Genomic DNA, 24,067 nt, shown 5'->3' with positions numbered 1-24,067 from the left:
TTGATCCTTTGGTTAGCGGAACTGGACGCCTTCGACAAATTCATTCAACTCCAGCACGCCGGGCTCCGGCTTGCTGAGTTTTTTGCCGCCTATCGTAACGTTCTCAAGTATGACATTTTTTACCTTGCGGCTGGCGTCCTGACCGGTGATCATGGCGGCGCTCGGCGAACCGCGGCCGGAATACTTAATGTTGCGCAACGTGACGTTCTCGATGCCAAGACCGGGGCTGGTGTTGTACTTGGCGGTGTAGGCGATTTTCAGGTTGAACAGCTTGCCCTCCTCGATGCGCTCGACGCGGATATCGTCGAACAGCACATCGCGCACCAGATTGTCGTCGCCAGCCATGATGCCCAGCGCGCCTTCATAATCCGGCTCGTCCTCGTCATGGTCCAGGATATCGATGTCGCTGAAGCTGAGGCGTTCCAGCACCTCGGACTGCGGATGCTCGGGCGTCGGCGTGTTGCCGTGGATGCCGATCATGATGGCGTGCGCCACATCCGCCCACAACGTGGTCTTGCTGACCTTGACGTCACGGGTATTGCCCCAGATGTCCCAGCGGTGGTTGTAGAAGGTCAGGCAGTCGTCGGAAGTGCGGATGAAGCTGTCGCTGATGGTCACGCGCTCGCAGGCAAAGTGACCCAGGCCATCCGACCACTGCCCCGCCCCGATGCTGCGGATATTGCGCTCCACCAAATCCTGCGAGGTGACGCAACGCATGGTGCCATGCGGCTGGTTGATGAAAATCGGGCCATCGATCTCGATGTTGCGGGAATTGCGGATGGTGGTCATCTCCACGCCGTCGAACAGGCCGTCGCTGATCACCTTGACGTCTTCCACGCCATCCAGCACCAGCGGGTTTTTCAGAATGGCCGAACCGTGGATGTAGACCGTGCTGTGCGAACGCAGGCGGAACTCGCCCGTGTGGACGCCGGGACCGAAGAACACCACCTTTTGCGAGAAGTCCGGCAGCTTGCCTTTCTCGATATCGTTGGACGACAGATTGGCCGGTGTGGCCGGCATATCCTTGCGGATGGCGTGGGTGAACACGTGCAGGTTGTGCAGGTGGTCGTCGTCAAACTCGATGCTGAGGTTTTCCGGACGATGCAGCGTGATGTAGGCGATGCCGTCCTTGATGACCGGCTTCAAGCCCCTGGCATCCGGCCGCACCGCCACCTTGGAAAACATGCCGTTGTTCTTCTGCACCGCCAGTTCCACCGTGCCATCGAAATTGAAATACACCATCGACGCTTCCAGCGGCTTGTCGAGGTCCACTTTCACCTTGTATTCGTACAGGTCCTGCCAGGCGCCGCCCGTGGCCCGGACGCGCACGGTGAAGTCGTCGTTATGGTGGGTGTAGCGAACCGGATTGGGGAATGGATGGACCTGGACTTGGGCCGCGGCCAGCGACAGGTGCAGACAAGCCAGCATGCCCATGAGTATGCGGATAAGGTACAAAATGTCTCCTGAATTATTTCTTGGTATCGATAACAGATTATACGGCTCTGCCTGCCATGTCAAACGATTACTGGGGCCGGACGCCAGATCCGGCCCCGAGGCGATTAGCCGGCGCGGCGCGCGCGCAACATCGCCAGGCACAGCAGGCCGGCCAGCAACAGCGCATACGCCGCCGGCTCAGGCACGGCCGTCACGCTGTTCACGGCGCTGAAACTGTTGACCGCGTACGGCGTGGCGCCGGGTTGCAGCGCGATGACGCCCAGATCGCCATCCGCGCCCAGGTAGCTGCTGTCGTTGAACAGCGACCAGCCGAAGGTGGTGCCGCCGTCGCCGCTGCCCAGCGCAAAGCTGACGTTAAACCTCAACACGCCGCCCAGCGTGACCGCCTGCACCAGTTCGCCGCCATTGCCGAACACCAGCGGTCCCGGCAGCGCTCCGCTGACCGCGCCGGCCAGCTGCGCCGCACCGCTGAAGTCGCCCGACAGCTGGCTTACCGTGGCCGTCGCCGGGGCCGCGTCGGCCAGGCCGAGGAAGTACAGGCCGAGATAGGCCGATCCGCCGCCCAGCGTGGCGGTATCGATGGTGATGCTGTAGTTCTGCGCCGACGCCTGCCCTGCCCCGCCCAGCAGCAGCACGGCAAACATCAGCTTCATCAACATGTCTTTTGCAAAAATCATCTTTGGTCTCCTTAGTATTTTGCGCTGATCAGCTTGCGGTTGTAGCCGATCGCCAGTCTGGATGGATTGCTGAAGGTGGTGGTCAGCGTCACGCTCTGTCCCGGCGCCAGTTCGGCGGCCGGCAGCGTGATGTAAGGCACACCATCCTTGATGCCGGTGGCGTTATCCAGCGTAACGCCGGCGCTCAGGCCCTCCAGCGTGAATTGCAGCGGCCCGGTGATGGTCTGCTGCGTGGTGTTGGTGATGGTCACCGTGCCGCTGTACTTCTGGGTGAAGCGATTCACCGTCAGGCCCGATTGCAGCATCTTCACGCTGGCACTGACGTCGACCGGCGCCAGCAGGTCATAACGGTTGCCGTAGAAGTGCAGCTCGCTGTACGACGAAATGCCCGGGTAAGCCGGATCGGTCGGCGGTCCCGGATGATCGACGCGCAGCATGAAGTAACGGTATTTCTGCTGTTCCTGGCCCTGCACCACCGGTATCACTTCCATGATGAAGTTCTGGCCGCTGGTGTCGGTGGTTTCCCGGCTGCTCAGCAAGGTCCAGCTGGACTTGTCGTTGGAGCCGTAGACATTGATGCCCTGGGTCCGGTTGCCGAACATGAAGCGCGGACGGATGCCGAAGGCGTTCGCCGCCACGCGGTAGTTCTCGCCGTAGTCCAGCGTGACCACGTCGCGCAAGTCGCCCGAGGTGGTGTTGTAGTCGTCGTCCACCAGGCCCGGTATGGCGGCCGGATTGAGCACGGTGGTGGTGACCATGTTCTTGCTCCAGTCCAGGCTGCCATCGGAAGCCAGGCGTGGGTTCAGCAATTCCAGCTTCTGCGCCACGGCCTGCACTTTTTTCAGCAATGCCGGGAAATCGGCGTCGGAGGTCGAGGTCACCTGCTGTTGCAGCGGCGCCAGCTCGGCTTTGAAGGTGGCCAGCGACGGCGTGGTGTAGACCGCCGCGCTGTCGTAGCCGGTCTGCGCCGCCAGGAAGGCGCTCTGCCGGTCCGGCTGCACACTCAGGCGCGCCGTCATGGTGCTGATGGCCACGCCATCGGTGGCGCTGATGACAATCTCATGCTCGCCGACCTGATTCGGCGCCGGCGTCCAGACCAGGGCGCCGGTGGCGCTGTCCAGGCTGGCGCCGGCTGGAATGCTGATGGCCTTGTAGGTGACGGTGTCGGCCGGATTGGCGTCGGTGGCGGGATACGCCGCCCGGTAGGTCATGCCCTGCACCACGAACTCGGTCTGCGGGAATACCGGCATGGCAAAGCGCGGCGGCGTCAGCTGGGTGGGCGCGTTCAGGTTGACAAAGTCCACATCCACCGTGGCGCCCTCCGCGCCGCTGAATTTGAAGTAGATGATGTTGTCGCCCAGCCGGCGCGATCCGGTGGCGGCGGTGGAGGCGTCCGGCACGATGTAGCGCCACTGCCCTTCCGTATTCGGCACCGTCATTTCGCACCATGGCTTGGCGTCCTCGGTCGCGCCGGCGGACAGTTTGGTCACCGCGTTGGTGCGTATCATCATGCCCACCGGAGCGTACTTGCTGCGGTCGGCGTAGACGATGTCGTGGAATACCACGGTGGCGCCGGACGGCGTGACCTGGCCATGGCCGAAGGTACGCGCGCCCTCGGTGAGCGTGTTCCACTCGCCGTTCAGGTAAATCGTCTTGCGCTCGGTCTCCAGCATGCCGGTGTTCGGCGGCAGCGTCTTGCCAGTCAGCGCCTTGGGCAGCGTGATGAAGGCTTCGGCGCCGAAGTCCTTGTTGTCTGGCGTGCCGCGTCCCCACGGGGTGACGAAGCCATTCTGATGCGACGCCGCCGTCGCCAGGTAAGGCGCCACCGCGTCCACATCGACGTCCTGTTCATATTTGTAGACGTTGTAGATTTCCGCGATGCCCTCGGCGGCGTAGAGACGGCCGCGATAGGCTTCCGAAATGCCGGAGGTGCCGCCGCTGGTATCGGCCCACGGCGTTTTATAACCCAGCATGAATTGCGCATAGGAGTTGGCGCCCATCAGCAGGCGGTTGCCGCCAAACTTGTAGACCGTGACCGCGTCCACCGCGGTGGATGGCTTGCCGCTGTAGGGATCGACTTTGGTGCCTTGCGAATTCACCAGCCGCAGCAGGCCGATCAGGTTGTCGACGTTGTCGCCGCCGTGGGCCTGGTCGCGCATCATTTCCTGGATCTGATAGAACGGATAGCCCGCCGTGTTGAGTGGGTTGTCGCTGTCGATCAGCGGGATCAGGGGCAGGATGCCGCCGTTGATGTCCTGTCGGGTGGAGGTGGCGTTCACCGTCAGCCATTCCACCGTTTCATCGTAGCGCGCGCGGTTGTCGGTGAAGATGGCGCCGGCCAGCCGGCCGGCGATCGAGTACACGTGCTGGTTCATGAAGCGCTCATTGCTGGCAAAGAAGGTGCGCTCCATCGGGTCGATGAGATTGTCCTTGAGCTTCTGGGTATCGGTGGCGGTCCAGGCCAGCGGATAGGCGGTGTACGTGGCGTCGGCCGGCGTGTAGCGCATGATTTCCGCCGCCATCAGCATGCGGAACAACGGCACGCCGTTGTGAATGTGCGCGTCCGGGAAGTAGGCGTAGCCGGCCGGATTCATATTGCTCCAGGTGCGCAGGATGCGCATGGCGTTGCGGCGGTATTCGTTCTTGCCGGTCATGTAGTACAGGATGGCCTGGGTCAGCGCGCCCTGCGAGTCATTGATCATGCGGGTCTGGCCGGTGCCGTTGTTGTAGTTCGGCGTGTTGGGCGTGTCGACCTTGCTGGGGTCGCGGTTGGTGGGCTGCAAATCGATGTTGGCGTAGTTGCAGCAGACCGTGCTCAGGATGTTGTAGTAGGTCTTGTACGGCTCGACGTCGGCCCTGACCTGCTGGCGGGCGTATTCGAGCTGTTCCAGCGTGAAGCCCAGCGCCGGATGCTTGAAGCCGGCGGAACTGACGGTAGGCTCGGCCTGTGGCGTGGCGACGAAAGTGATGGCGCCGGCCGGCCCCATCCCCAGCGATAGCAGTACCGATGCGACGGCAGCGGTGACGCCCCGAAGTGTAAGCGTATTCATAGGTCTCCTTGTTAATTGATGAAATTTCCGCCTTTGTTATCGATCACAAATTTAAATAAGTTATCGATAACAATTTATTGTATTTAAAAGGCGGCTCAGAAATGTACCACGCCTTACGCGCCGATTTGTCGCGAGACTGATACATTTCCAACAATTTTTCCAGGAATCCCGGTCCCGGCCGCTTGCTTTGTCGTGCCTCAAGACGGCTGGGGGCGGTGTAATCGTAGACTGGGCGGATGGCTCAGACTACTCCACCCGCCCGTTACGACTTGCCGTGGAAAGCCGCGCTGACGCATGCTTTCCACGCCTTCGTGGACTTCTTTTTCCCGGAACTCAGCCCCCAGATCGATTGGTCGAAACGCCCGCGCTTTCGCGACAAAGAGCTGGCAGGAATCGGCTTTGGCGCCGCTCCGGACATGATGGTGGCAGACAAGCTGGTCGAAGTCCGCTTACGGGACGTTGCGGGATGGGCACTGATCCACGTTGAAGTTCAGGCGCAGCGCGACAACAGGCTGAAGCGACGCGTGCTCGACTACAACTACCGGATCGTTGCAGTTAACCCGGCAACTGTTCACGCATCGCTGGAGCCGGAAGCGCATAATCGTGTTGTTCAAGGTGATTAACTGGAAAAAGGGCGCAAGGAAGGCGCTGTCGCGTTACTGGAACGGCAGCTCACACAGCGCTTCGGGACACTGCCGCAGGCTGCCCGTAACAAGCTGGCCAAGGCCGGCGCCGCACAACTGGAAAGCTGGAGCGACGCGCTGCTGGAAGCGCGATCGCTGAAACAGATATTGGGCTAAACACCGCCGCCCCAGCCTATCCTGCGCTAAATTTACGCGGCGGCCGACGCCTTAGGCTTGCGCGGCGCACGTGGTTTCTTTGGTTTTTCGGCCACGGCCGCATCGCCCTTGCCTTTGACCGCTTCGATCAGCGCGGCGCCGTAGGCGTTGCGCGCCGTCTGGGCAATCGCGATTTGTTGCTGGAGACGCGCGAGTTCGGCGTCCACCACTTGCAAATTCAGGGCCTGCATTTTTGCGGCTTCGCTCAGTTTTTCCGAAGCATAGGAGGTTCCATTAATCGTAATATATTGCGGCAAGCTCATTATTTTCCTTATCTAAAAACCCTAACGGCCGACATTGTATGTCCTGAGTGCCGGACTAGCAATATTGACTTACCAAGAAGCAACTATGGCTGCATACCGCATGAACTGGAGGTTTCACCTGGGCGCGGCCTGCTGCGCCGTCGTGCTCGCCAACCAGTCCACCGGCGCTGCGCCGTTGGCCGCAGCCGTGCCGCCGGCACAAGCGCAGCGGGCCATACTCGACGCAGTGCGGCAGATCGCGCCACAGCGCGAGGAGCGCCGCCGCTACCGCATGGCCCTGCCCTTCGGCGCGCCGCTGTTCCCGCCGGATGCTGACCTTGCCGCGCCGCCGCAGCCACCATCGCCGGCACTGGCGGCCTGGCTGGCCCTGCCGGCCGCACAGCGCCGGCATGACCTGCTGCTCACGCCGGATATCGACTACTACTGGCCCGCCGAAGGCCGGCAGTACAGCTGCCAGTTCATCATCCACATCGCAGCCCAGGGCACGGGCGCGCAGTTGACGCTGCTGCAAGTGCGGCCCACCGAATACGCCGGCAAGCATTTCCAGCTGCTGGGGCGTACCGGCCCGGGCCGCTACGTCAAGCTGCTGCCCACCGCCCCCTCAACCAGCAGCGAGACCGAACTGCGAACCTTCCTGGCGACGGCGCTGGCGCGCCAGCAATAGCGCCACGCCCGGCGCCAGCAGCAGCAAGCTCCCGGGCTCCGGCAAGGCGGCGATGCCGACCTCCAGCGTCGCCGCCACCTGCACGCCAGCGGCGGTTTGCAGAAAGATGCCGCCGGCCAGCGGATCGCCACTCCACCACTCGCCCGACAGCGTGAAGAAGCCGCTATCCATCTGCCCCGGCAAGGCGAACGGGAAGATCTGCACGCCATACAAGCCGGTGTGCAGGATCTGATCGAACACGGCATTGGCCGTGGCGCCCGGCGCCAGAATCGGGAAATCGAAATAGCTGGCGTCCGGTGAGCCGAGGCTGAACGAGGTGGCGTTCAGCTGGGTCGGCACAAACCAGTTGCTGGTGTCGGTGTTGACCAGCTGGTAGCCCCAGCCGACCGTCTGTCCCGGCAATCCATTCACCACACCAGCGGCCGGCACCGCGGACAGCGTGAAGGTGAACGGCAGCGCGTGCGCCGTCAGCGGCATCAGCATGGCCATCAAGACCTGTAAAAGTAGTTTTTTCATGGCTGGCTCCTCATTTCGGAATCACGGATTGCGCTTGCGAATAGGCGTAAGTCACGCCGCTCAGGTCGGTCACGTTGCCGTTCTCGGTCACACTGAAACGCTGCACCGTGGAAGGCACGTTGAAGGTCAGCCGCACGGTGAAGAAACTGCCCACGTCCACATTCGGCGTCACGAACGGCAGCGCCGGCGACAACGCGGTGTTGAGCGTGACATTGCCCGTGCCGGCCAGCGTGCGCAGCGCCAGCGAACCAAGGATCATGTCGCGCGCGGTGCCGATGCCCGTGTTGGTAAAGCGCACATCCAGCCCGACCACGCCCGGCGCCACGGTTTCCTGCCCTGTAATTTCGGCGATCAGGTCCGGCCGGCCCGGCGTCTGCGCCACGCCGGTCACGAACACGGTCAGCGCCGCGCTGTTGTGCAGCGTGGCGACGCTGGTGCTTTGCGCGGTGACGGTCAGGCTGTCGGAGCTGCCGATGCGGGCGCCGGCGGGCGGCGTCAGCGTCACACTGACAGTGGCGCTGGCGCCATGGGCCAGCGTCAGCGTGGTCGGCGACACCGAGGTGATGTAGTGATGGTCATCGGTGGCACTGATGCTGAAGGTATCGGCCGGACCGTCATTACGCACCTGATACACCAGCACGGTGCTCACGCCGGGCCGCAGATCCTGGCGCGACGGCGGCGTCACCGACACCGTTTGCGGCGTCACCATCACGCTCACCAGGCGCTGGTAGGGATAGCCGGAACTGTCGGTGCCGGTGGCGTAGACCACGAACGGCTCATTGGGCACGGTCAGCGGGCCGAAGAACTTTTCGTTGTCGGTCTGGTCCTGCTCCAGCGGCAGCGGCGCCAGCGCGTCGAAGTTCTTGCGGCGCAGCTGGAACAGCGGTTCGCTGGCGATGCCGCTCAGCGCGGCCAGCGCATACAGCGCCTGTCCCGGCGCCGGCTCGCCATCGATGGTCATCAAACCCTGATGCGGCGGCATGGCGCCAAAGCGCGCCAGCTTGAAGGAATTGAAGGCCAGGTCGGCGACGCCATTCACATTGACGTAGGTCTGGTCGGACGAACCGCCGAGGGCCAGCTTCCAGGCGCCGCGCGGCGGATTGTCGATCGAGATGATGACGCCGCTCGACAGGCTCAGGTACTTGGTCGCCGTCGCGGCGGTAATCACCACGCCATCCGGCCGCGTCAGCGTGACCGCCGGCTGCACGCCCGCCAGCGTGCCGCTGACCGACACCGTCAACCGGGTCATGCTGCTATCGACCGGCAGCGTGTAGCTCTTGGTGGTGTTGTAGATATCGACCGTGGACAGGATCTGCACCACGTTGTTGCGGCCGACCAGATCGGCCAGCTGGGTCACGGCGCCGGCCTCGCCGCCGGACAGGAAGAACACCTGGCCGCCGGTTTCCGCCGCCGCTTGCAGGAAGCCCGGCGTCAGCGGCGAGCAACTGCCGAACAACACCGGATAAATCTTGATGTCCTTGCTCTTGGCCAGGCTGATCACCGCGCCCGCCAGCGCGGCATCCTTGGCGCCGGCGTCGGTGTACATGAACAGATCGCCGCCGGGATCGGCCAGCGACAGGCCGTTGTACAGGCCGGTCATGGCCAGCTCCGGACAATCGCCGCCGCCCGAGGCGAACAGGCCGCTGATCATGGTCTTGAACAGGCCGGCGTCGTTGGTGGCGATGTTCGGGCCGGTGGACGGATCGTTGAACGGCGCCAGCACGTATTGCAGCGGTTCCTCATCCGTGCCCAGCCGCGCGTCGACGATGCTGATGGCCGAGGCGCGCACGCCGGCAATGATGCCGCCCATGCTGCCGGTGGTGTCGATGGCGAACGCCAGCGTCGGCCCGGCGCCCAGCAGCGCCTTGAGCTGGGCCGGCGTGATCTCGGCCTTGATGTCCTCGACGAACTGCTGGGTGCCGGCGATGGCGGCGCCGGCGGCGCTGCCGTGGTAGGTGCTGTGCGGCGAGATGTCGCAATACAGCGTGTCCTTGTTGATGCCCTCGCGGAAGTAGCCGACCGGATCGCTGGACGGCGAGCTCTTGTCCAGCGGCCCGCCGTGGCTGCACTTGAAGGCGCCCGGCTTGACGCGGTCCTCGCCGCCGTAATAGCCGCTGGTCAGCAGCGAGCCGATCAGGTTGGACGAGTTGGCGCAGAACAGCCCGGTGTCGGTGAAGCCCGAGCAGGTCGGCGTGGCGGGGCCGGCGAACGGCAAGGCGCCGGGACGCCCCACGCCGGGATGGGCGCCGGTGTTGCCCAGCTCGACCCAGTTGCTGTGCGAGTAGAAATCCTGGATCGTATGCAGGGCGCTGCCGAGATTGTCGCGCGCGCCGGTGGCGTTGATCGGATCGCTGCGCAAGGCATCGAGGATGTTTTGCTTGAGCGTGGCCAGCCGCAGCTGCGCGCCAACGGCGTTCTCGCCGTCGAAGTGCTTGGCCGAGCTGGTCTGGTCCTCATCGACCTTGGCGTCGGCTTCGATGATCTGGTCCAGCGCCTTCTGCATGGAGGCGGTCAGCTTGGGCACGGCGAAATAGCGCTTGTCGAGTTCCTCGATCCCGCGCTGGGTGATGTCCTGGTGCGTCAGGCTGCCGGCCGACTTGGACGTGATGAAACAGACAAAACCATTCTTGGGGCAGAAGGCGTTGCTCGGGATGCTGGCGGCCAGCAACACCGACGCCAGCAGCAACGATAAGGCAGTGCGCATACGATATCCTTTCCGGGTAGACAGGAATCCGCACAAGGCAGATACGCGCCGGTCCGCCGCAGGAGTCGTGCCATGCGCCGCGCTTGCTTTGAAATCAGCGGCTTAGCAAACGCCGGCCCCATGCACTGTCAAATTTGCCGACAGATTCCTCCCATTTGGTACATGACCCCGCCCCGCCCCCTCCCTAGACTGACTCAGGTAGTCAATTTAAAAATCTGAAACAAGGGAGACACTATGCAGAGAACCAAACATGCGCGGCGGTTGCTTGCCGTCGTCGCCGGGCTGTGGTTGCCGTGGCTAATGGCGGCACCAGCGCAGGCGGCGCCGGCCGACCTGATCGTCCGCAACGGCAGCATCTACACCGTGCAGGGAAAAAGCACGTGGGCCGAAGCCTTCGCGGTGCGCGACGGGCGCTATGTGGCGGTGGGCAGCAACGCCGAGGTCGGCAAGCTGGCCGGCCCGCGCACCCGCGTCATCGATCTGCACGGCGCCATGGCCATGCCGGGCATTAACGACGTGCACAGCCACCCGCTGGACGGCGCCTACGAGGATTTGTACGCCTGTAACTTCCCGCCGTTCAGCACGCTCGAACAGGTGCTGGCGCGCGTGGCCGACTGCGCCGCGCGCGCCGAGCCAGGCGACTGGGTGGTCGGCGCGGCATGGAGCAACACGCTGATGGCCGAGATCTCGACCCCGGCCGCCCTGGCGGCGCTGGACCGGGCCAGCGCCGGCCACCCGGTGTTGCTGCGCGACGAGTCGTTTCACAATCGCTGGGCCAACAGCGAGGCCATGAAACGCGCCGGCATCACGGCTGCCAGCGTCGATCCGGCTGGCGGCATCATCGTCAAAGATCCCGCCAGCGGCCAGCCGACCGGCCTGTTCAAGGAGTTTCCGGCCTTCCTGGCGCTGGAGCGCCAGGTCCCGCCACGCACGCAAGCGCGCCAGCTTGCCGCGGCCCAGGCTGCCGGCGCCACCCTGAACGGGGTCGGCATCACCGGCGTGCAGGACGCGTTCAGCTCTGAAAGCACGCTGCGCATCTGGAGCCAGCTCGATCGCGGCCCGGGCCTGCCGCTGCACATGGTGGCCTCGCTGTCGACCATGCCCGGCGCCGATCCGGCCGAACGCAGCGGCCTGGCGCTGGCCGACCAGCGCGAGCAGTATCGCGGCCCCAACCTGCGGCCGGACTTCGCCAAGGTGTTCCTCGACGGCGTACCGCCGGCACGCACCGCCGAATTCCTGCAACCCTATCTGCCGGACGCCGAGCACGGCGCGCATTTCCACGGCAAGAGCAATTACACCCAAGCGCAACTGGTGGAACTGCTGGCCGCATTCGACAAGCGCGGCATCCCCGTCAAGCTGCACGCCACCGGTGACGGCTCGGTGCGGTTGGCGCTGGACGCCATCGCCGAAGTCCGCAAGCGCAACGGCATGCCCGGCGCGCGCCATCAGATCGCCCACGCCAGCTTTATCGCCGACAGCGATCTGCCCCGCTTCCGCCAGTTGGGCGTCAGCGCCGACATCTCGCCCATGATCTGGTATCCCACCGGCCTCGGCATCGCCACCGCAATGGCGATCGGCCAGGAACGCGCGGCCCACATCTTCCCGATACTGGACCTGACCCGCGCCGGCGTACTGGTGGCGGGCGGCTCCGACTGGCCGGCCGGCCAGCCGACGCCGAATCCGTGGCTGGGCATTGAAGGCCTGGTGACGCGGCGCGACCCGAGCGGCGCCATCCCCGGCGCCCTGTGGCCGGAACAGGCGGTCGATCTGGCCACCGCGCTGCGCATCTACACGCTCAACAGCGCACAGGCGATGGGACTGGGCAAGGAAACCGGCTCGATCGAAGTCGGCAAGTCGGCCGACTTCATTGTGCTCGACAAGAACCTGTTCAAGATCCCCGCTGCGCAGGTGCACACCGCCACCGTCCAGCAAACCTTCTTCCGCGGCCGCAAGGTCTTCCCTAAGGACTGATATGAACATCCAACAAAAATACGCAGCATGCCTGTTCTTCCTCGCCGGCTCCGCCGCCGCGGTGGAAGGCGGCGCACCGATCACCCCATTCGGCGTCACCGATTTTGGCGCCGGCATCATGCCGCCGCCGTCCGACGTGGCGGCGGTCGGCGTGCGCAGCACCTTCTACCACGCCAACCAATTGCGCGACAACGACGGCAAGCGCTCGCCGGTAGCGGTCGATCTGGACGTGAACAGCCTGGGCGTGGCCGTCATCAAAATGACCCGCACCGAAATCCTCGGCGCCCAGTACGGCTATGCGGCGGTGCTGCCGCTGCTGAACATGAAGCTCAACCTCGGCGTGCCGACGCCAGCCGGCCGGCTCGACCTGCACGGCAAGCAGACCGCCATGGGTGACATCAGCGTAATGCCGGTGATCCTGCAATGGGCCGGCCAGGGCTGGTTCCAGTACGCCGCCTTGCAGGTGCAGGCGCCTACCGGTTCGTACGACAAGAACCGCCTGATCAATCCCGGCACCAATCACTGGACCTATTCGCCAACCTATGCCTTCACCCGCATCGGCGCCAGCGGCTTTGAGGTGTCGTCAACCATTCAGCTGAACTTCAACACGCGCAACCACGCCACCGATTATCGTTCCGGCACCGAGTGGCAGCATGAGTTCGCGCTGGGTCAGCACGTGGGGGCGTTTACGATAGGGCTGGGCGGCTATCACTACCGGCAGCTGAGCGATGACGACGGTGCCGGCATCAGCAACGGCAACCGCGCACGCGTCACGGCGCTGGGGCCGGCGCTGAACTTCTTCGATCCGCGCTCCGGCCTGCCGAATTTCTGGATCCACGCGTACAAGGAGTTCGGAGCGCGCAACCGCTCGCAAGGCACGCAGCTGGCGCTGCGCGCAGCCTGGGTGTTTTAGGCCGGATACTGCTCTGGCAACTGCGCGGCGGCGGAGGACAGCACCAGCCGCACCAGCTCCGCCTGGCGCGTGGCGCCGGTCTTGGCCTGCACTTGCTTGAGCTGGCCGCGCACGGTGCCCAATCCGACTCCGCGCCGTTGCGCATACTGCTCCAGAGAGCAGCCTTCCACCAGGCCAGCCACCAGGCTGGCCTCGGCCCGCGTCAAGCCAAACAGCGCGGCGATGGCGGCGGCCGGCACCGCCACGTCGGCCGCCGCTTGCGTCACCGCCAGCAGCACCGAAGCACCGCCAGCCGCAAGTCCCGCGTCGTCCGCCGCTTGCAACGCGAGGTGCAGGCTATCCCTGCCCTCGCCCACCGTCAGGTAACGATTGCCGCCGGCGCCGGCCGCCAGTTCGGCAATGTGGCGGCGCAAGTGCGCATCGGCCGCATGCAGGCCGCCACCGCGCAATTGCAATCCAGTGGAGGATTGCAGCAGCGCCCGCGCACGCTGGTTCATCCATCGCACTTGCGCGCGCGCATCGCAAACGATCAGGCCGCTGCGCATGCGGTCCGCATGCAGCCGCAGTTGGCGGTCCAGCTCATCGCCCGCGCTCAGCCGCGCGCGCAAGGCCATGGCTTGGCCGAAATGCGGCGCCAGCATCTCCAGCTGGCTGGCGTGGGCGGCGGAGAAATCGTCCGGATCGTCAATCGCTCGGTGCAGCGCCAGACCGACATAGGTGTCGTCATCCAGTTGCCGCAAGCTGCCCATGAAGCGGCCGAGGCGGCGCTGCGCCAGTTGCTCGTGCAAGCGGTGCTGGGCCGGATCGTCGCGGTCGAACAACTCTTCGTCGCGGGCGACGCGGTTCAAGCCGCGCGCAAAACGGCGCGCTTCGAGCCGCGGATTGTCGGCGTCGCCGATACCGGCCGGCGGCGCCGCGTCGCGGCTGAGCGTGTAGGAATCGGCGGCGCTCCATGCGATCGTCAGCCGCGAGCCGCTGCGCTTGACCGCTTGCAGCACGGCGGAACGCGCGCCGGTCTCGCGGCATAGCTGGTTCAGCACGGCGGTCCACTGCCCGGCGTCGTCCGGACGGGCGTAGAGCTGATACAGCAAGCTGTCCGTATGCATGGTTTGTCTCCCCAGTATGGATGGTTTTGTTTTTTTATTTTAGGGGAAATCGGCGGCCATGTTTGCCGTTTTTTGATAACGGCCACGCAACTGTTGCGGAGATACTGGCATCAATGGCAGAACAAGGTGCACCGCGCGTGCAAGACTCTTATGATCAATATTGAAACAGCGACCTACTACACCGCAACCAAGAAATACGACCTCGGCTTCCCCAGCCTGGAGCAGGACATCGATGTCGACATCGTCGTCATCGGCGGTGGCTTCAGCGGCGTGAACACCGCGCTGGAGCTGGCGGAAAAAGGCCATACCAACATCGCCCTGCTGGAGGCGCGCTACCTGGGCTTCGGCGGCACCGGCCGCAACGGCGGCCAGATCATGGCCGGCATCGGCCACGACCTCGACAAGATCCGCAAGGACGTTGGCGAGGACGGCGTGCGCGCCATCTTCGAAATCAGCGACATGGGCGCCGACATCATCCAGGCCCGCATCGACAAATACAACATCAAGGCCGACTTCTGCCACGGCTACGGCTACATGGCCTTCAACGCGCGCCAGGGCAAGACCCTGCGCGCGTGGGAAAAAGACTTCAAGTCGCTCAATTCCAGACACGAAATCCGCTATCTCGAAGGCCGCGAGGTGCAAACCATCATCGGCTCGGACGCCTACCAGAGCGCCCTGCTGCACATGGGTGGCGGCCACGTGCACTCGCTCAATCTGCTGCTGGGCGAGGCCCAGGCGCTGGCCGGCCATGGCGTGAAGATTTTCGAATACTCGCCGGCGGTGGAAGTCACCTATGGCAAGCGCATCAAGGTGCGCACCGCCAAGGGCACGGTCACGGCCAACAAGCTGTTGTGGGCGTGCGACAGTTTCCTCAACAAGCTGGAGCCCGAGCTGCACCGTTCAACCATCAACACCTACGCCTTCCAGTGCATGACCGAGCCGCTGAGCGATGAGCTGATCCAGCGCATCAGTCCGATCCGTGGCGCCTACAGCGACATCCGCCCGGTGATCGACTACTACCGCGTGACGAAAGAAAACCGCCTGCTGTTCGGTTCCGCCACGCCGTTCATCGACCACATTCCTAACGACCTGAAGGAGTGGAACCGCCAGCTGATGCTGAACATCTTCCCGTATCTGCACGATGTGAAGATCGATCTGGCATGGGGCGGTCCGATGGCGTGCAGTCCTAATCTGTTCCCGCAGATCGGCAACCTGCCCGGTCAGCCGAATGTGTTCTTCGTGCAGGGATATTCCGGCTTTGGCGTGACGCCCAGCCACATCATCTGCAAGATCCTGGCGGAAGGCATGGCCGAAGGTTCGCCGCGCTATGACCTGATCAGCTCGGTGCGCCGCGCGAGCGTGGTCGGCAAGGATCAGTTCCGCCCGCTCATCTGTTCCGCCGGGAAGACCTGGCACCAAGTTTCCGGTTATTGGACCGGCCGTCGTTAAAAGAAAGGAAGTTTCATGAGCCTGACCCGTATTTCCAACGCCATCCGCCAACAAGACCTGCACCTGATCGGTCCGGTCTCGCTACTGGGCGCCACGATTGAATCCGGCACGGTCGACGCCTACGCGCTGGGCACGTTTGGCGCGCCCACCGATCCGGCCTCGGCCGGCTACTTCGGCGTCACGCGCGGCGTGTTCCGCATGACCTACCCGTTCAGCGAGCAGGCCACCGTGGTGCAAGGCAGCGTCAGGCTGACCGAGGTGGCCAGCGGCGCATCGGCGGTGTATGAAACCGGCGACAGCTGGTTCGTCACCCAGGGCACGGAAGTGCTGTGGGAAATCCAGAGCGACTTCTTCATCAAGCATTTCTTCTGCCACGCGGTGGCGTAGGTCCGGCGGCGGTTACTGCTCGGTCGTAACCAGCAGTTTGTGCAGGGTCGCCTGCGCCTGCGGAAAATCGAAATCGGTCAGCGCATCTCTCAGCTGATCCAGCAGCAGCGTTTGCGCGGCGGGCGCGGCGGCCAGGCTGGCCACAAGTTCCGCCAAACCGGCATCATCGAACGCGCCGCGCTGCAAGGACGGCAACAACGCGGCCGCGTTCCGGCGCACCGCCGCGGGATCATAGGCAGAGGCCTGGCCATCGGCGACGGCGGGCGGAGGACCGGCGTCCCTGACCGTGTCGCCGGCATTGCCAGCGGCGCCAATGGCGACGAGCGCGGCCTTCAGTTGCGCGTGCAGCATGCGCTGGTATGCCGGCAAACCGCTGCCCTGCACTATCCCCTCACGCAGCAGTGACCCGCACAGTTCTTCAATCCGCCCCAGCGTGAAGGCCAGCTGTTCCAGACCCACGTTGGCGGCCGAGCCGCGCACCCTGTGGCTCCATGCCAGCGCATCGTTCAGCCCCGCCTGGTCGCCGGATGCCAGCAGCCGGTCCAGTTTCGTTGCGGCGTCGCCATAGTCGGCGGCAAACCCATGCAGCGCCTGCTGGTATATCTCCTCGTCCCCGGCCCAGCGTTGCAGGCCGTCGCCCCGGTTGAACAGGTGCTGGAGCGACGGTTCATCCGCCGCCGAGCCCGAAGCCAGGGCCGGCAGCCGCAGCACGCGCGCGATTTCGTGCGACAGCGTGTGCCAGTCCACCGGCTTGGAAGCAAAACCCTGCATTCCGGCCGCGGCGCTGGCTTCGCGGTGCGCCGCCAGCACGCTGGCGGTCATCGCCACCACCGGCACCGGCAGCGCCCGCGTGGCTTGCTCGCGTTCGCGGATCGCGCGGGTCGCCGCCAGGCCATCCATCACCGGCATCTGCACGTCCATCAGGATCACGTCGTAGTGCCGCCCGGCCGACATCCGCACCGCCTGCGCGCCGTCGCTGACGGTGTCCAGCGTATGGCCGCGCTTGGTCAGCAGCAGCGACAGCAGATTGAGGTTCTGCGTCACATCGTCCGCCGCCAGCACGTGCAGCGGCGGCAAGGGATAATCGCCCTGCTCGCCGGCGCGCGGCGCTTCGTTGCGGGCCAGCTCCAGCGGCAGGCTGATTTGGAAGGCGGTCCCCACTCCCGGCGTGCTTTCGGCCCAGATCCTGCCGCCCATCAGCGTCACCAGCTGGCGGCTGATGGTGGTGCCCAGGCCGGTGCCACCGAAGCGCCGCGTCATGGAAGCGTCGGCCTGGGTAAACGGATCGAAGATCGCATCCAGCCGCTCCGGGGCAATGCCGATGCCGGTATCCCTGACCGTGATGTGCAACTGCCCCTGCCGCACGCCGGCACGCAGGCCGACCCTGCCGGCGGTGGTGAACTTGATGGCGTTGTCCAGTAGGTTGCCGAGGATCTGGCGCATGCGCAGTTCGTCGCCGTGCAGCCACGCCGGCAGCGCCGGATCGTAGCCGATGTCGATGCCCAGCCCCTTGGCGCGGGCATTGCTGCCAAAGGTCGAGGCCAGCTCGTCGATCAGGCCAAGCAGGTTGTAGTCGTCGCGCTCCAGATCCATGGCGCCCTTTTCCAGCTTGGCCGTGTCGAGGATCTCGTTGAGCAGCCGCAGCAGCGAGCGGCCCTCCTTGCGCACGATGTCGAGGTGGCGCCGCTGATAATCGTCCAGCGCGGTGTCCAGCAGCACGTCGGTGAAGCCGAGGATGGCATTCATCGGCGTGCGGATCTCGTGGCTCATGTTGGCCACGAAGCGGCTGCGCGCGGCCGCCGCCTTTTCCGCCGTCTCCTTAGCCATGCGCAATTCCTGCTCCATCTCGCGCCGCTCGCTGATGTCCAGGATCACGCCGTCGATCCAGCGGATGGCCGGATTGCTTTCATCCGCCGTGACGGCGCCGTGTTCCCACATCGAGCGCACGCGGCCATCGGCATGGCGCAGCCGGTACTCGACCTGATAGGGACGCAGCTCGGCCACGCCGCGCGCGACCTCGGCCTCGACGCCGGCGCGGTCCTCGGGCACGATCAGGTCGCCCAGCGCGCGGGTGCGTCCGTCGCCGACGAAATCGCTGGCCGGATAGCCGGTCAGCCGCAGGATGCCGTCGCTGACGAACACCGGCGCGCCGCAGGGGTGGGTCTTGCTGCGGAAGGAGATGCCGGGGATATTGCCGATCAACGAGCGGAACTGCTGCTCGCTGTCGCGCAAAGCCTGCATGATGGCGCGCCGTTCGCTGATATCGGTAATGAATAGCACGAACAGGTCGCGCGTCCCCAGCCTGGCGTGTCCCAGCGCGGTGCGGATCGGCAGTTGCCCGCCGTCCTTGCGCAGGGCCGTGACCTCCTTGCCGCCGCCGGGGGTGGCGGAAGTGCTGGTGCTCAGATAGTTGCGCAGGAAGTCCGGCTCGCCCTGCGCGTCCGTGATCAGCCGGCGAATGTCGCCGCCGATGATGTCGGCGCGGGTCCAGCCGAAGATACGCTCGGCCGAGGCGTTGAATTCGTGGATCACGCCGTCGCGGTCGACGGTGACGACACCGTCGATGGTGGTGGTGAGCAAGGCGCGCATCCAGGTTTCGGTTTCGCTTTGCAGGCGGAACAGCTCGGGGTAGCGCAACAGGCCGTTGGCCGCCATCACGAAGACGGTGATGGCGATCGTGATCAGGGTGACGGTCAGCGCCAGGAACGCGCTGCTGGACGCCGGCGCGGCATCGGCCGGCAGCGTGCCGACGAAGCGCGCCGCCGCCATCCCGGTGTAGTGCATGCCGGTGATGGCGCCGCCCATCACCGTGGCGCTGATCAGCCCCAGCATGCTGTCCGACAGGCGCGTGCGCAGCCGGCCAAGGCCGAAACGTATCCAGATGGCCAGCGTGGCCAGCGCCACGGCCACCACGATGGAGAGCGCAAACATCAGCGGGTCGTAACGCAACGCCAGATTCATGCGCATGGCGGCCATGCCGGTATAGTGCATGGCGCCGATGCCGGCCCCCACCAGCACGCCACCGACCAGCAGCGTGCCGCGGCTCAGGTGGCGGCGGCTGATGATGGTCAGCGCGAGCGCGGACGCGCCGATGCTGGGCAGCACCGACAACATGGTGGTGCCGTGATGGTATTCGACCACGGTGCACAGATCGAAAGCCAGCATGCCGATGAAGTGCATGGCCCACACGCCGGTGCCCAGCGCCAGGCCGCCGGTGCCCAATATGAGGGCGCGCAAGCCCCGGCTGGACGTGCGCTGCGCTTGGCCGACCACCTGCAAGCCCATCCATGAGGAGAAGATGGCGACGAGAATCGACAGCAACACCAGCGAAGGGGTGTAGCTGCCGTAATGGAGAAGAGTCGGATTGTTTGGAGGAGAAAAGAGCTGTAGCATAGATAGAATCGCATCGGACAGGTGGCAAACCTCCTGATCGCGTCGGTTCCTGGCAGCCACAGTCAGCACCGTAGCAAAGCTCTCCTCATTTAAAAGTCAGGCAAGGATGATTTTTTTGTAAGGAAATCCTTCTCAACGGCTGAGATGCGGCAGCAGCCGTGCCGGCGCCGCCCTGAACAGCGGCTGTTTCATCACCCAGCGCACCCAGAACGCCGCCACCACGCCAAAGATCCCCAGCACGCTGCCGCTGTACAGGACAATCGATTTGGTCATGGCCGGTTCCGGCGAGCTGTTGGCGATCACGTAAATGATGCCGGCAATCGCCGCCAGCTGCGGCAGCGGATATAGCGGCGTGCGGAACGGACGCGCCAGCCGCGGACTGCGCACCCGCAGCACCAGCAGCACCACGTGCGCCAGCAGATACACCAGCATCCAGCAGATAGTCGCGGCGATCGTCAACGGCAGGATGTTGTTGGCATCGCCACGCGCCCACACCAGCCCCACCACCGGACACGCCGCCACAAACAGCAAGGCCACCACCGGCACCTGCCGCCGCGCCGACACGCGCTTGAGCAGCGGGAAGGCCTGGCCATGCATCGCCATGCCATGCAACATGCGCGGCACCGCGCCCAGCACGGCGTTGATCAGGCTGGCACTGGCCGTCATGGCAATCACCGCGAACACGATGCGGCCGGCCTGGCCGAACACGCTGGAGACCACATCCAGATGCGGCGTCACCGAGGCCAGCAAGCCATCGCGTGGCAGCACATGCGCCGTACCATAGGCAAACAACAGGTTGACCGCCGAAATGAACAGCAGTCCCAGCAGCATGGCACGCGGCAGATCACGGCGCGGATGTTTGGCCTCCTCCACCATCGGCGTCACGTACTCGCAGCCGATCAGCGTCCAGAAACACAGCACCACCACCGGCGCCACCGCATCATGCGCGGCGTATCCCTTCCAGATCTGCGGCGCGGCCGCGGCGCCCGGCTGCATGCCGCTCGCCACATACAGCCCCACCACCAGGAAGAAGGCGATGATCACGAAGGTCAGGATCTGCTGGGTGGTGGCAAACACATCCGTGCCCGCCAGGTTCAGCACCACCAGCGTCCCCAACAGCAGCAAGGCCCAGCCCATGCTAGGCATGATGCCGGGGAACAGCTGGCCGATCACGCTGTCGAACAGCATCAGCTCGGCCGGCAAGCCGAAGATGGCCGGCACCACATAACCGGCGAACACCGCCAGGATGGCGGGAAAATGCCCCACCGTCACCTCGGCATAGGTGCTGATGCTGCCCGCCTGCGGCAGCGACAGCGCCAGCTCCGCAAAGGTCAGCGCATTGCAGATCGACAGCAGGAAGGCGAAGCCATAGGCCAGGAAAAAGCCCTGCCCGCCTATGCCGATGGCCTGCAACAGCGAGACCGTGCTGGTCTGGCTGACAATCACGCCGATGGCAATCGAAAAAAGTGCGAAAAAGCCCAGTGTACCGCCTGCCCTCGGTGCTGCGCCGTGCTGTCGTGTCTCCATATCAGTCTTGTCTCGCTGGTGAGGGTTGCCGCTTAGCGTTCGCTGATGGCACGCAGGTTATCCGAGGTGTAGAACGATTCCTTGAAGCGCTGGCCCTCCGCATCCACCACCCAGCGCATGTCCTTGCCGGTGCCGGCGGCGTGACCATCGATCACATAGCGGCCTTCCAGCAGGTTGTACTGAGTGAACGCCATGGCATCGCAGGTGCCGGTCTCATAAATCGGAATCAGGAAGGCTTCCTTGACCTTCCACATCTTGCCTTGGCCATCGTAATCCTCGGCTGCCACCAGATTGTAGCTGTCCTCGTCCACGTAGAATACTTTCTTCGGCGACGAATGGCGGGTGCCGTTCTTCACCGTGGCTTCCACCACATACACGCGGTGCAGCTCGTAGCGGCGGTTTTCGTTGCTGAAGTAATCGTTGCCGGCCAACTGGCGGAACTCGCCGTCGAACTTGTAGGCGCCGAAGGAATTGTATGGCACGTAGATTTCCTTCTTGCCGACCAGCTTCCAGTCGAAGCGGTCGATCGGGCCGTTGAACACGTAGGGCTCGTCCAGCGTGTACTGATTTTCAAAGCCGATCTGCGGCGCGTCATAGGCGTAGGCCGGCATGCGGCGCACGCGGCGCTGGCCCGGGAAGTAGTAAAAGGTTTCGGTGCCCGGCTTGTTCAGGTAATTGCGGATGGCCAGCGACTGGCCGGCCAGCGCGGTCGGCGTGTTATAGGCGAAGTAGACGTAGGATTCGGCGTCCGGGATGGTGTTCAGGTGGCGGCTGCCCTTGGCGCCCCACGGGAAGTAATTGGTCTGCTCGGAACCGGCCACGATCCAGTCGCCGCCGCCCTTGCGCGGCGAGACCGAGGTCAGCGAATTTTTCCACTCCACGCCCACGCCGCGATAGCGCATCTTGCTGTTGTAAATGACTTCGGTGCCGGTTTTCGGGAACGGGAACGGGTAGCCGGGCACGATGGCGTCGGCCAGGGTCCAGCCGTCGGCGCCGATCTTGGCCACGCCGAGGTTCTTTTTGGTGTTATCGGCCACGAAGTCCGGGATGCCGCAGCTGCGGTGGCTCGGATACACGTCCATGCGGTAGCCCTTGGTGGCCTTGATCAGGGCGATCTGGCCCGGGGTCAGCTTGTCCTTGTATTTTTCAACATTGCCGGCGTCGATGGAAAACAGCGCTTTCTCGCCCTTGTGCTTCCAGAAGTCGCCGCGGAACTTGCCGTAGGCCCAGCCGGCGGCGGGGGCTTCGACGCCGCTCCAGGCCGGGATGGCGCCGTCCTTGCTGCCGGCTTTCTCGGCGCCGGACGGGGTGAGGTCTTTGCCGAGGCGGGATACATCGTCATCGGCCGCGTGGGCGGTACCGGCAACGGCCAGCATGGTGGCGAGCAGCGCGCTGGCGCGCACGGAACGGAATTTACGCATTGAGTGTCTCCTGGTTGGTCATCTGCCATTGATGGTAATGAGGAGCGCGCCGCCGGCGATATCGAAATTCGGCAATCTTCCGTCGACCAATCGGCCGATGGGCAAGCCGTGCACGGCGCGCCACACTGGATGCACTTTCACCACAGGAGATTTGCACCATGACCCAAGCCCAGGAATGGATCACCGTCGGCGCGCTCGGCGACGCCTTCGCCCCGGATAACCATTGCCTCACCCAGTCGCGCGATCTGGCCGGCCGTACGCTGCAACTGCACTATGAAGACGGCGGCACCGCCTTGCTCGCCATTGACCAGCTGGCGCAATGCAGCGTCACCGCGCCACGGCCCGGGATCTATTTTGTCGACTACCTGCCACAGGACGCGGCCCGCGCAGGCGTCAGCCTGGTGATCAATCTGGAAGCCGGCAGCTTCATCGAACTGACCGGCACCCTGCCGACGCGCGAGGAAGCCCACACGCCGCTGCTGCAACGCGCCTCGCAAGGCAAGGAACTGACCGCCGTGCGGCTGCGCACCCGGCGCGGCACCGTCGGCCGCCCGTTTGCCGACGATGCCGCCCTGCCGCAGCCGACCACCGCCATGCTGGGCAAGCGCGTCGAGTACATCTACAGCCCGCATGAACGCTATGAACACATTTACCTCAACCAGCGCTTCTACACCTGGCGCTGCATCGATGGCGCGGAAAAAGGCCTGGCCGAAACCGACGCCTGCGATTACTACGCCATCGCGCCCGACCTCTACCTGTTCATCTGGCGCGAAAAAATCATCCCGACGCTGGGCGTGATCATGGTCGACCTGCGCGCCATGAAGACCACCGGCAAGATCATGGGCTACGACGGCGACGATTTCGACCAGGTCCGCAACTTTGGCGTCGGCGCCCATGCGCGCGTGCTGGCCACCATTCCATGGGAGTGAGAGCCATGCAGCGCTTCGAAGAAAAAGTGGTCTTGGTGACCGGCGGCGGCACCGGCATCGGCGAAGCCTGCGTCGCCCAGCTGGCGGCGGAAGGCGCGCGGGTGGCCGTGATGGGCCGCCGCCGCGAGCTGGTGGAGGCCGTCGCCAGCCGCCACGGTGGCCTGGCGCTGGCCGGCGACGCGGCCGATGGCGACGCCATGGCCGGCGCCGTGCACACCGTGCTGCAACGCTACGGCCGGCTGGATGTGCTGGTCGCCAATGCCGGCGGCTTCGGCCAGGGCGCATGCGCCGACATCGACGACGACGACTGGCAGCGCGCGCTGACCGCCAACCTCAACACGGCCTTTGCCAGCGCCCGCGCCTGCTTGCCGGCGCTGGCCGCGCAACGCGGCGCCATCGTGTTTGTCGGCTCCATCGCCGCGCTGGCGGCCGGGCCGGAGGTGTGCGGCTACACCACCTTCAAGCACGCCCTGATCGGCCTGTCACGCTCGATTGCGCGCGACTACGGCCCGCAAGGCGTGCGCGCCAACGTGGTCTGCCCCGGCTGGGTGCGCACGCCGATGGCCGACGCCGAGATGGCGCCGTTGATGGCGCAACATGGCATCAGCCTGGACCAGGCCTACGACCTGGTGTGCGCCGACGTGCCGTTGCGCCGTCCCGCCACGCCACAGGAAATCGCCGAGGTCTGCGCCTTCCTCGCCTCCCCGGCCGCCGCCATGGTGACCGGCGCGGTGCTGGCGGCCGATGGCGGTTCCACCATCGTCGACGTGCCGACGCTGGCCTTCACCCGAATGGAGTAAGCC

At 64.8% G+C, this 24,067-nt stretch carries 19 protein-coding genes; 9 read left to right on the top strand and 10 right to left on the bottom strand.

Going from position 1 to position 24,067, the window contains the following annotated elements:
* Positions 1-12: 12 nt before the first annotated feature.
* From GM676_RS00420 to GM676_RS00410, 3 genes are all read right to left on the bottom strand, one after another.
* Positions 13-1,455, bottom strand: coding sequence for a glycoside hydrolase family protein (locus GM676_RS00420; RefSeq protein ID WP_155461409.1), 1,443 nt, complete (start codon positions 1,453-1,455; stop codon positions 13-15).
* A gap of 104 nt (positions 1,456-1,559) precedes the next feature.
* On the bottom strand, positions 1,560-2,132 hold the full coding sequence (locus GM676_RS00415) for an NF038129 family PEP-CTERM protein (RefSeq protein WP_155461408.1): 573 nt from the start codon (positions 2,130-2,132) through the stop codon (positions 1,560-1,562).
* A gap of 11 nt (positions 2,133-2,143) precedes the next feature.
* The gene (locus tag GM676_RS00410) at positions 2,144-5,182 is read right to left on the bottom strand and encodes a putative Ig domain-containing protein (protein WP_155461407.1); all 3,039 of its coding nucleotides are present in this window, start codon (positions 5,180-5,182) and stop codon (positions 2,144-2,146) included.
* A 236-nt stretch (positions 5,183-5,418) separates the two neighbouring features.
* Between GM676_RS00410 and GM676_RS00405 the strand changes: the two genes are divergently transcribed.
* Together GM676_RS00405 and GM676_RS32895 are read left to right on the top strand one after the other, a co-directional pair.
* Positions 5,419-5,805, top strand: coding sequence for an RpnC/YadD family protein (locus GM676_RS00405; protein WP_155461406.1), 387 nt, complete (start codon positions 5,419-5,421; stop codon positions 5,803-5,805).
* Complete coding sequence (locus GM676_RS32895; RefSeq protein WP_155461908.1) at positions 5,806-5,982, top strand: DUF4351 domain-containing protein; 177 nt, start codon at positions 5,806-5,808, stop codon at positions 5,980-5,982. It begins immediately after the preceding gene.
* 32 nt (positions 5,983-6,014) lie between these two features.
* Here GM676_RS32895 and GM676_RS00395 read toward each other — a convergent pair whose 3' ends face one another.
* Complete coding sequence (locus GM676_RS00395; protein WP_155461405.1) at positions 6,015-6,284, bottom strand: DUF6447 family protein; 270 nt, start codon at positions 6,282-6,284, stop codon at positions 6,015-6,017.
* Positions 6,285-6,384: 100 nt separating this feature from the next.
* Here GM676_RS00395 and GM676_RS00390 point away from each other — a divergent pair, with 100 nt between their 5' ends.
* Positions 6,385-6,948: a hypothetical protein gene (locus GM676_RS00390; RefSeq protein ID WP_229262467.1), complete on the top strand. Its 564-nt coding sequence runs from the start codon at positions 6,385-6,387 to the stop codon at positions 6,946-6,948.
* Here the strand turns inward: GM676_RS00390 and GM676_RS00385 are convergent.
* Entirely contained in the window at positions 6,886-7,464 is a 579-nt protein-coding gene (locus GM676_RS00385) for a hypothetical protein (protein WP_155461404.1), read from the bottom strand. The genes GM676_RS00390 and GM676_RS00385 overlap by 63 nt on opposite strands.
* A gap of 10 nt (positions 7,465-7,474) precedes the next feature.
* Positions 7,475-10,168: a hypothetical protein gene (locus GM676_RS00380; RefSeq protein WP_155461403.1), complete on the bottom strand. Its 2,694-nt coding sequence runs from the start codon at positions 10,166-10,168 to the stop codon at positions 7,475-7,477.
* Between the two features lie 234 nt (positions 10,169-10,402).
* Between GM676_RS00380 and GM676_RS00375 the strand changes: the two genes are divergently transcribed.
* Both GM676_RS00375 and GM676_RS00370 read left to right on the top strand, forming a co-directional pair.
* A complete protein-coding gene (locus tag GM676_RS00375; protein ID WP_155461402.1) occupies positions 10,403-12,139 on the top strand; it encodes an amidohydrolase in 1,737 nt (578 codons plus the stop codon).
* Position 12,140: 1 nt separating this feature from the next.
* Complete coding sequence (locus GM676_RS00370) at positions 12,141-13,052, top strand: SphA family protein (RefSeq protein ID WP_155461401.1); 912 nt, start codon at positions 12,141-12,143, stop codon at positions 13,050-13,052.
* Here GM676_RS00370 and GM676_RS00365 read toward each other — a convergent pair.
* Positions 13,049-14,158, bottom strand: coding sequence for a helix-turn-helix transcriptional regulator (locus tag GM676_RS00365; protein WP_155461400.1), 1,110 nt, complete (start codon positions 14,156-14,158; stop codon positions 13,049-13,051). The genes GM676_RS00370 and GM676_RS00365 overlap by 4 nt on opposite strands.
* A gap of 150 nt (positions 14,159-14,308) precedes the next feature.
* Between GM676_RS00365 and GM676_RS00360 the strand changes: the two genes are divergently transcribed.
* Both GM676_RS00360 and GM676_RS00355 read left to right on the top strand, forming a co-directional pair.
* Complete coding sequence (locus tag GM676_RS00360; protein ID WP_155461399.1) at positions 14,309-15,607, top strand: NAD(P)/FAD-dependent oxidoreductase; 1,299 nt, start codon at positions 14,309-14,311, stop codon at positions 15,605-15,607.
* Positions 15,608-15,622: 15 nt separating this feature from the next.
* Positions 15,623-15,994, top strand: coding sequence for a cupin domain-containing protein (locus GM676_RS00355; protein WP_155461398.1), 372 nt, complete (start codon positions 15,623-15,625; stop codon positions 15,992-15,994).
* A 12-nt stretch (positions 15,995-16,006) separates the two neighbouring features.
* Here GM676_RS00355 and GM676_RS00350 read toward each other — a convergent pair whose 3' ends face one another.
* The 3 genes from GM676_RS00350 to GM676_RS00340 form a co-directional block, all read right to left on the bottom strand.
* A complete protein-coding gene (locus GM676_RS00350; RefSeq protein ID WP_155461397.1) occupies positions 16,007-19,387 on the bottom strand; it encodes an MHYT domain-containing protein in 3,381 nt (1,126 codons plus the stop codon).
* 132 nt (positions 19,388-19,519) lie between these two features.
* Positions 19,520-20,914 carry an APC family permease gene (locus GM676_RS00345; RefSeq protein WP_155461396.1) on the bottom strand — a complete coding sequence of 465 codons (1,395 nt, stop codon included), beginning with the start codon at positions 20,912-20,914 and terminating at the stop codon, positions 19,520-19,522.
* Between the two features lie 32 nt (positions 20,915-20,946).
* Positions 20,947-22,335 carry a DUF1329 domain-containing protein gene (locus GM676_RS00340; RefSeq protein WP_155461395.1) on the bottom strand — a complete coding sequence of 463 codons (1,389 nt, stop codon included), beginning with the start codon at positions 22,333-22,335 and terminating at the stop codon, positions 20,947-20,949.
* Between the two features lie 158 nt (positions 22,336-22,493).
* Here GM676_RS00340 and GM676_RS00335 point away from each other — a divergent pair, with 158 nt between their 5' ends.
* Positions 22,494-23,264: a MoaF C-terminal domain-containing protein gene (locus tag GM676_RS00335; RefSeq protein ID WP_155461394.1), complete on the top strand. Its 771-nt coding sequence runs from the start codon at positions 22,494-22,496 to the stop codon at positions 23,262-23,264.
* Positions 23,265-23,269: 5 nt separating this feature from the next.
* On the top strand, positions 23,270-24,064 hold the full coding sequence (locus tag GM676_RS00330; RefSeq protein WP_155461393.1) for an SDR family NAD(P)-dependent oxidoreductase: 795 nt from the start codon (positions 23,270-23,272) through the stop codon (positions 24,062-24,064).
* Positions 24,065-24,067 lie beyond the last annotated feature (3 nt).

It is taken from the genome of Duganella radicis (assembly GCF_009720825.1).
Taxonomy (GTDB): domain Bacteria; phylum Pseudomonadota; class Gammaproteobacteria; order Burkholderiales; family Burkholderiaceae_D; genus Rugamonas; species Rugamonas radicis.
Note: the sequence above shows the minus strand (reverse complement) of the source record. Positions and strands in the feature narration are given on the sequence as shown.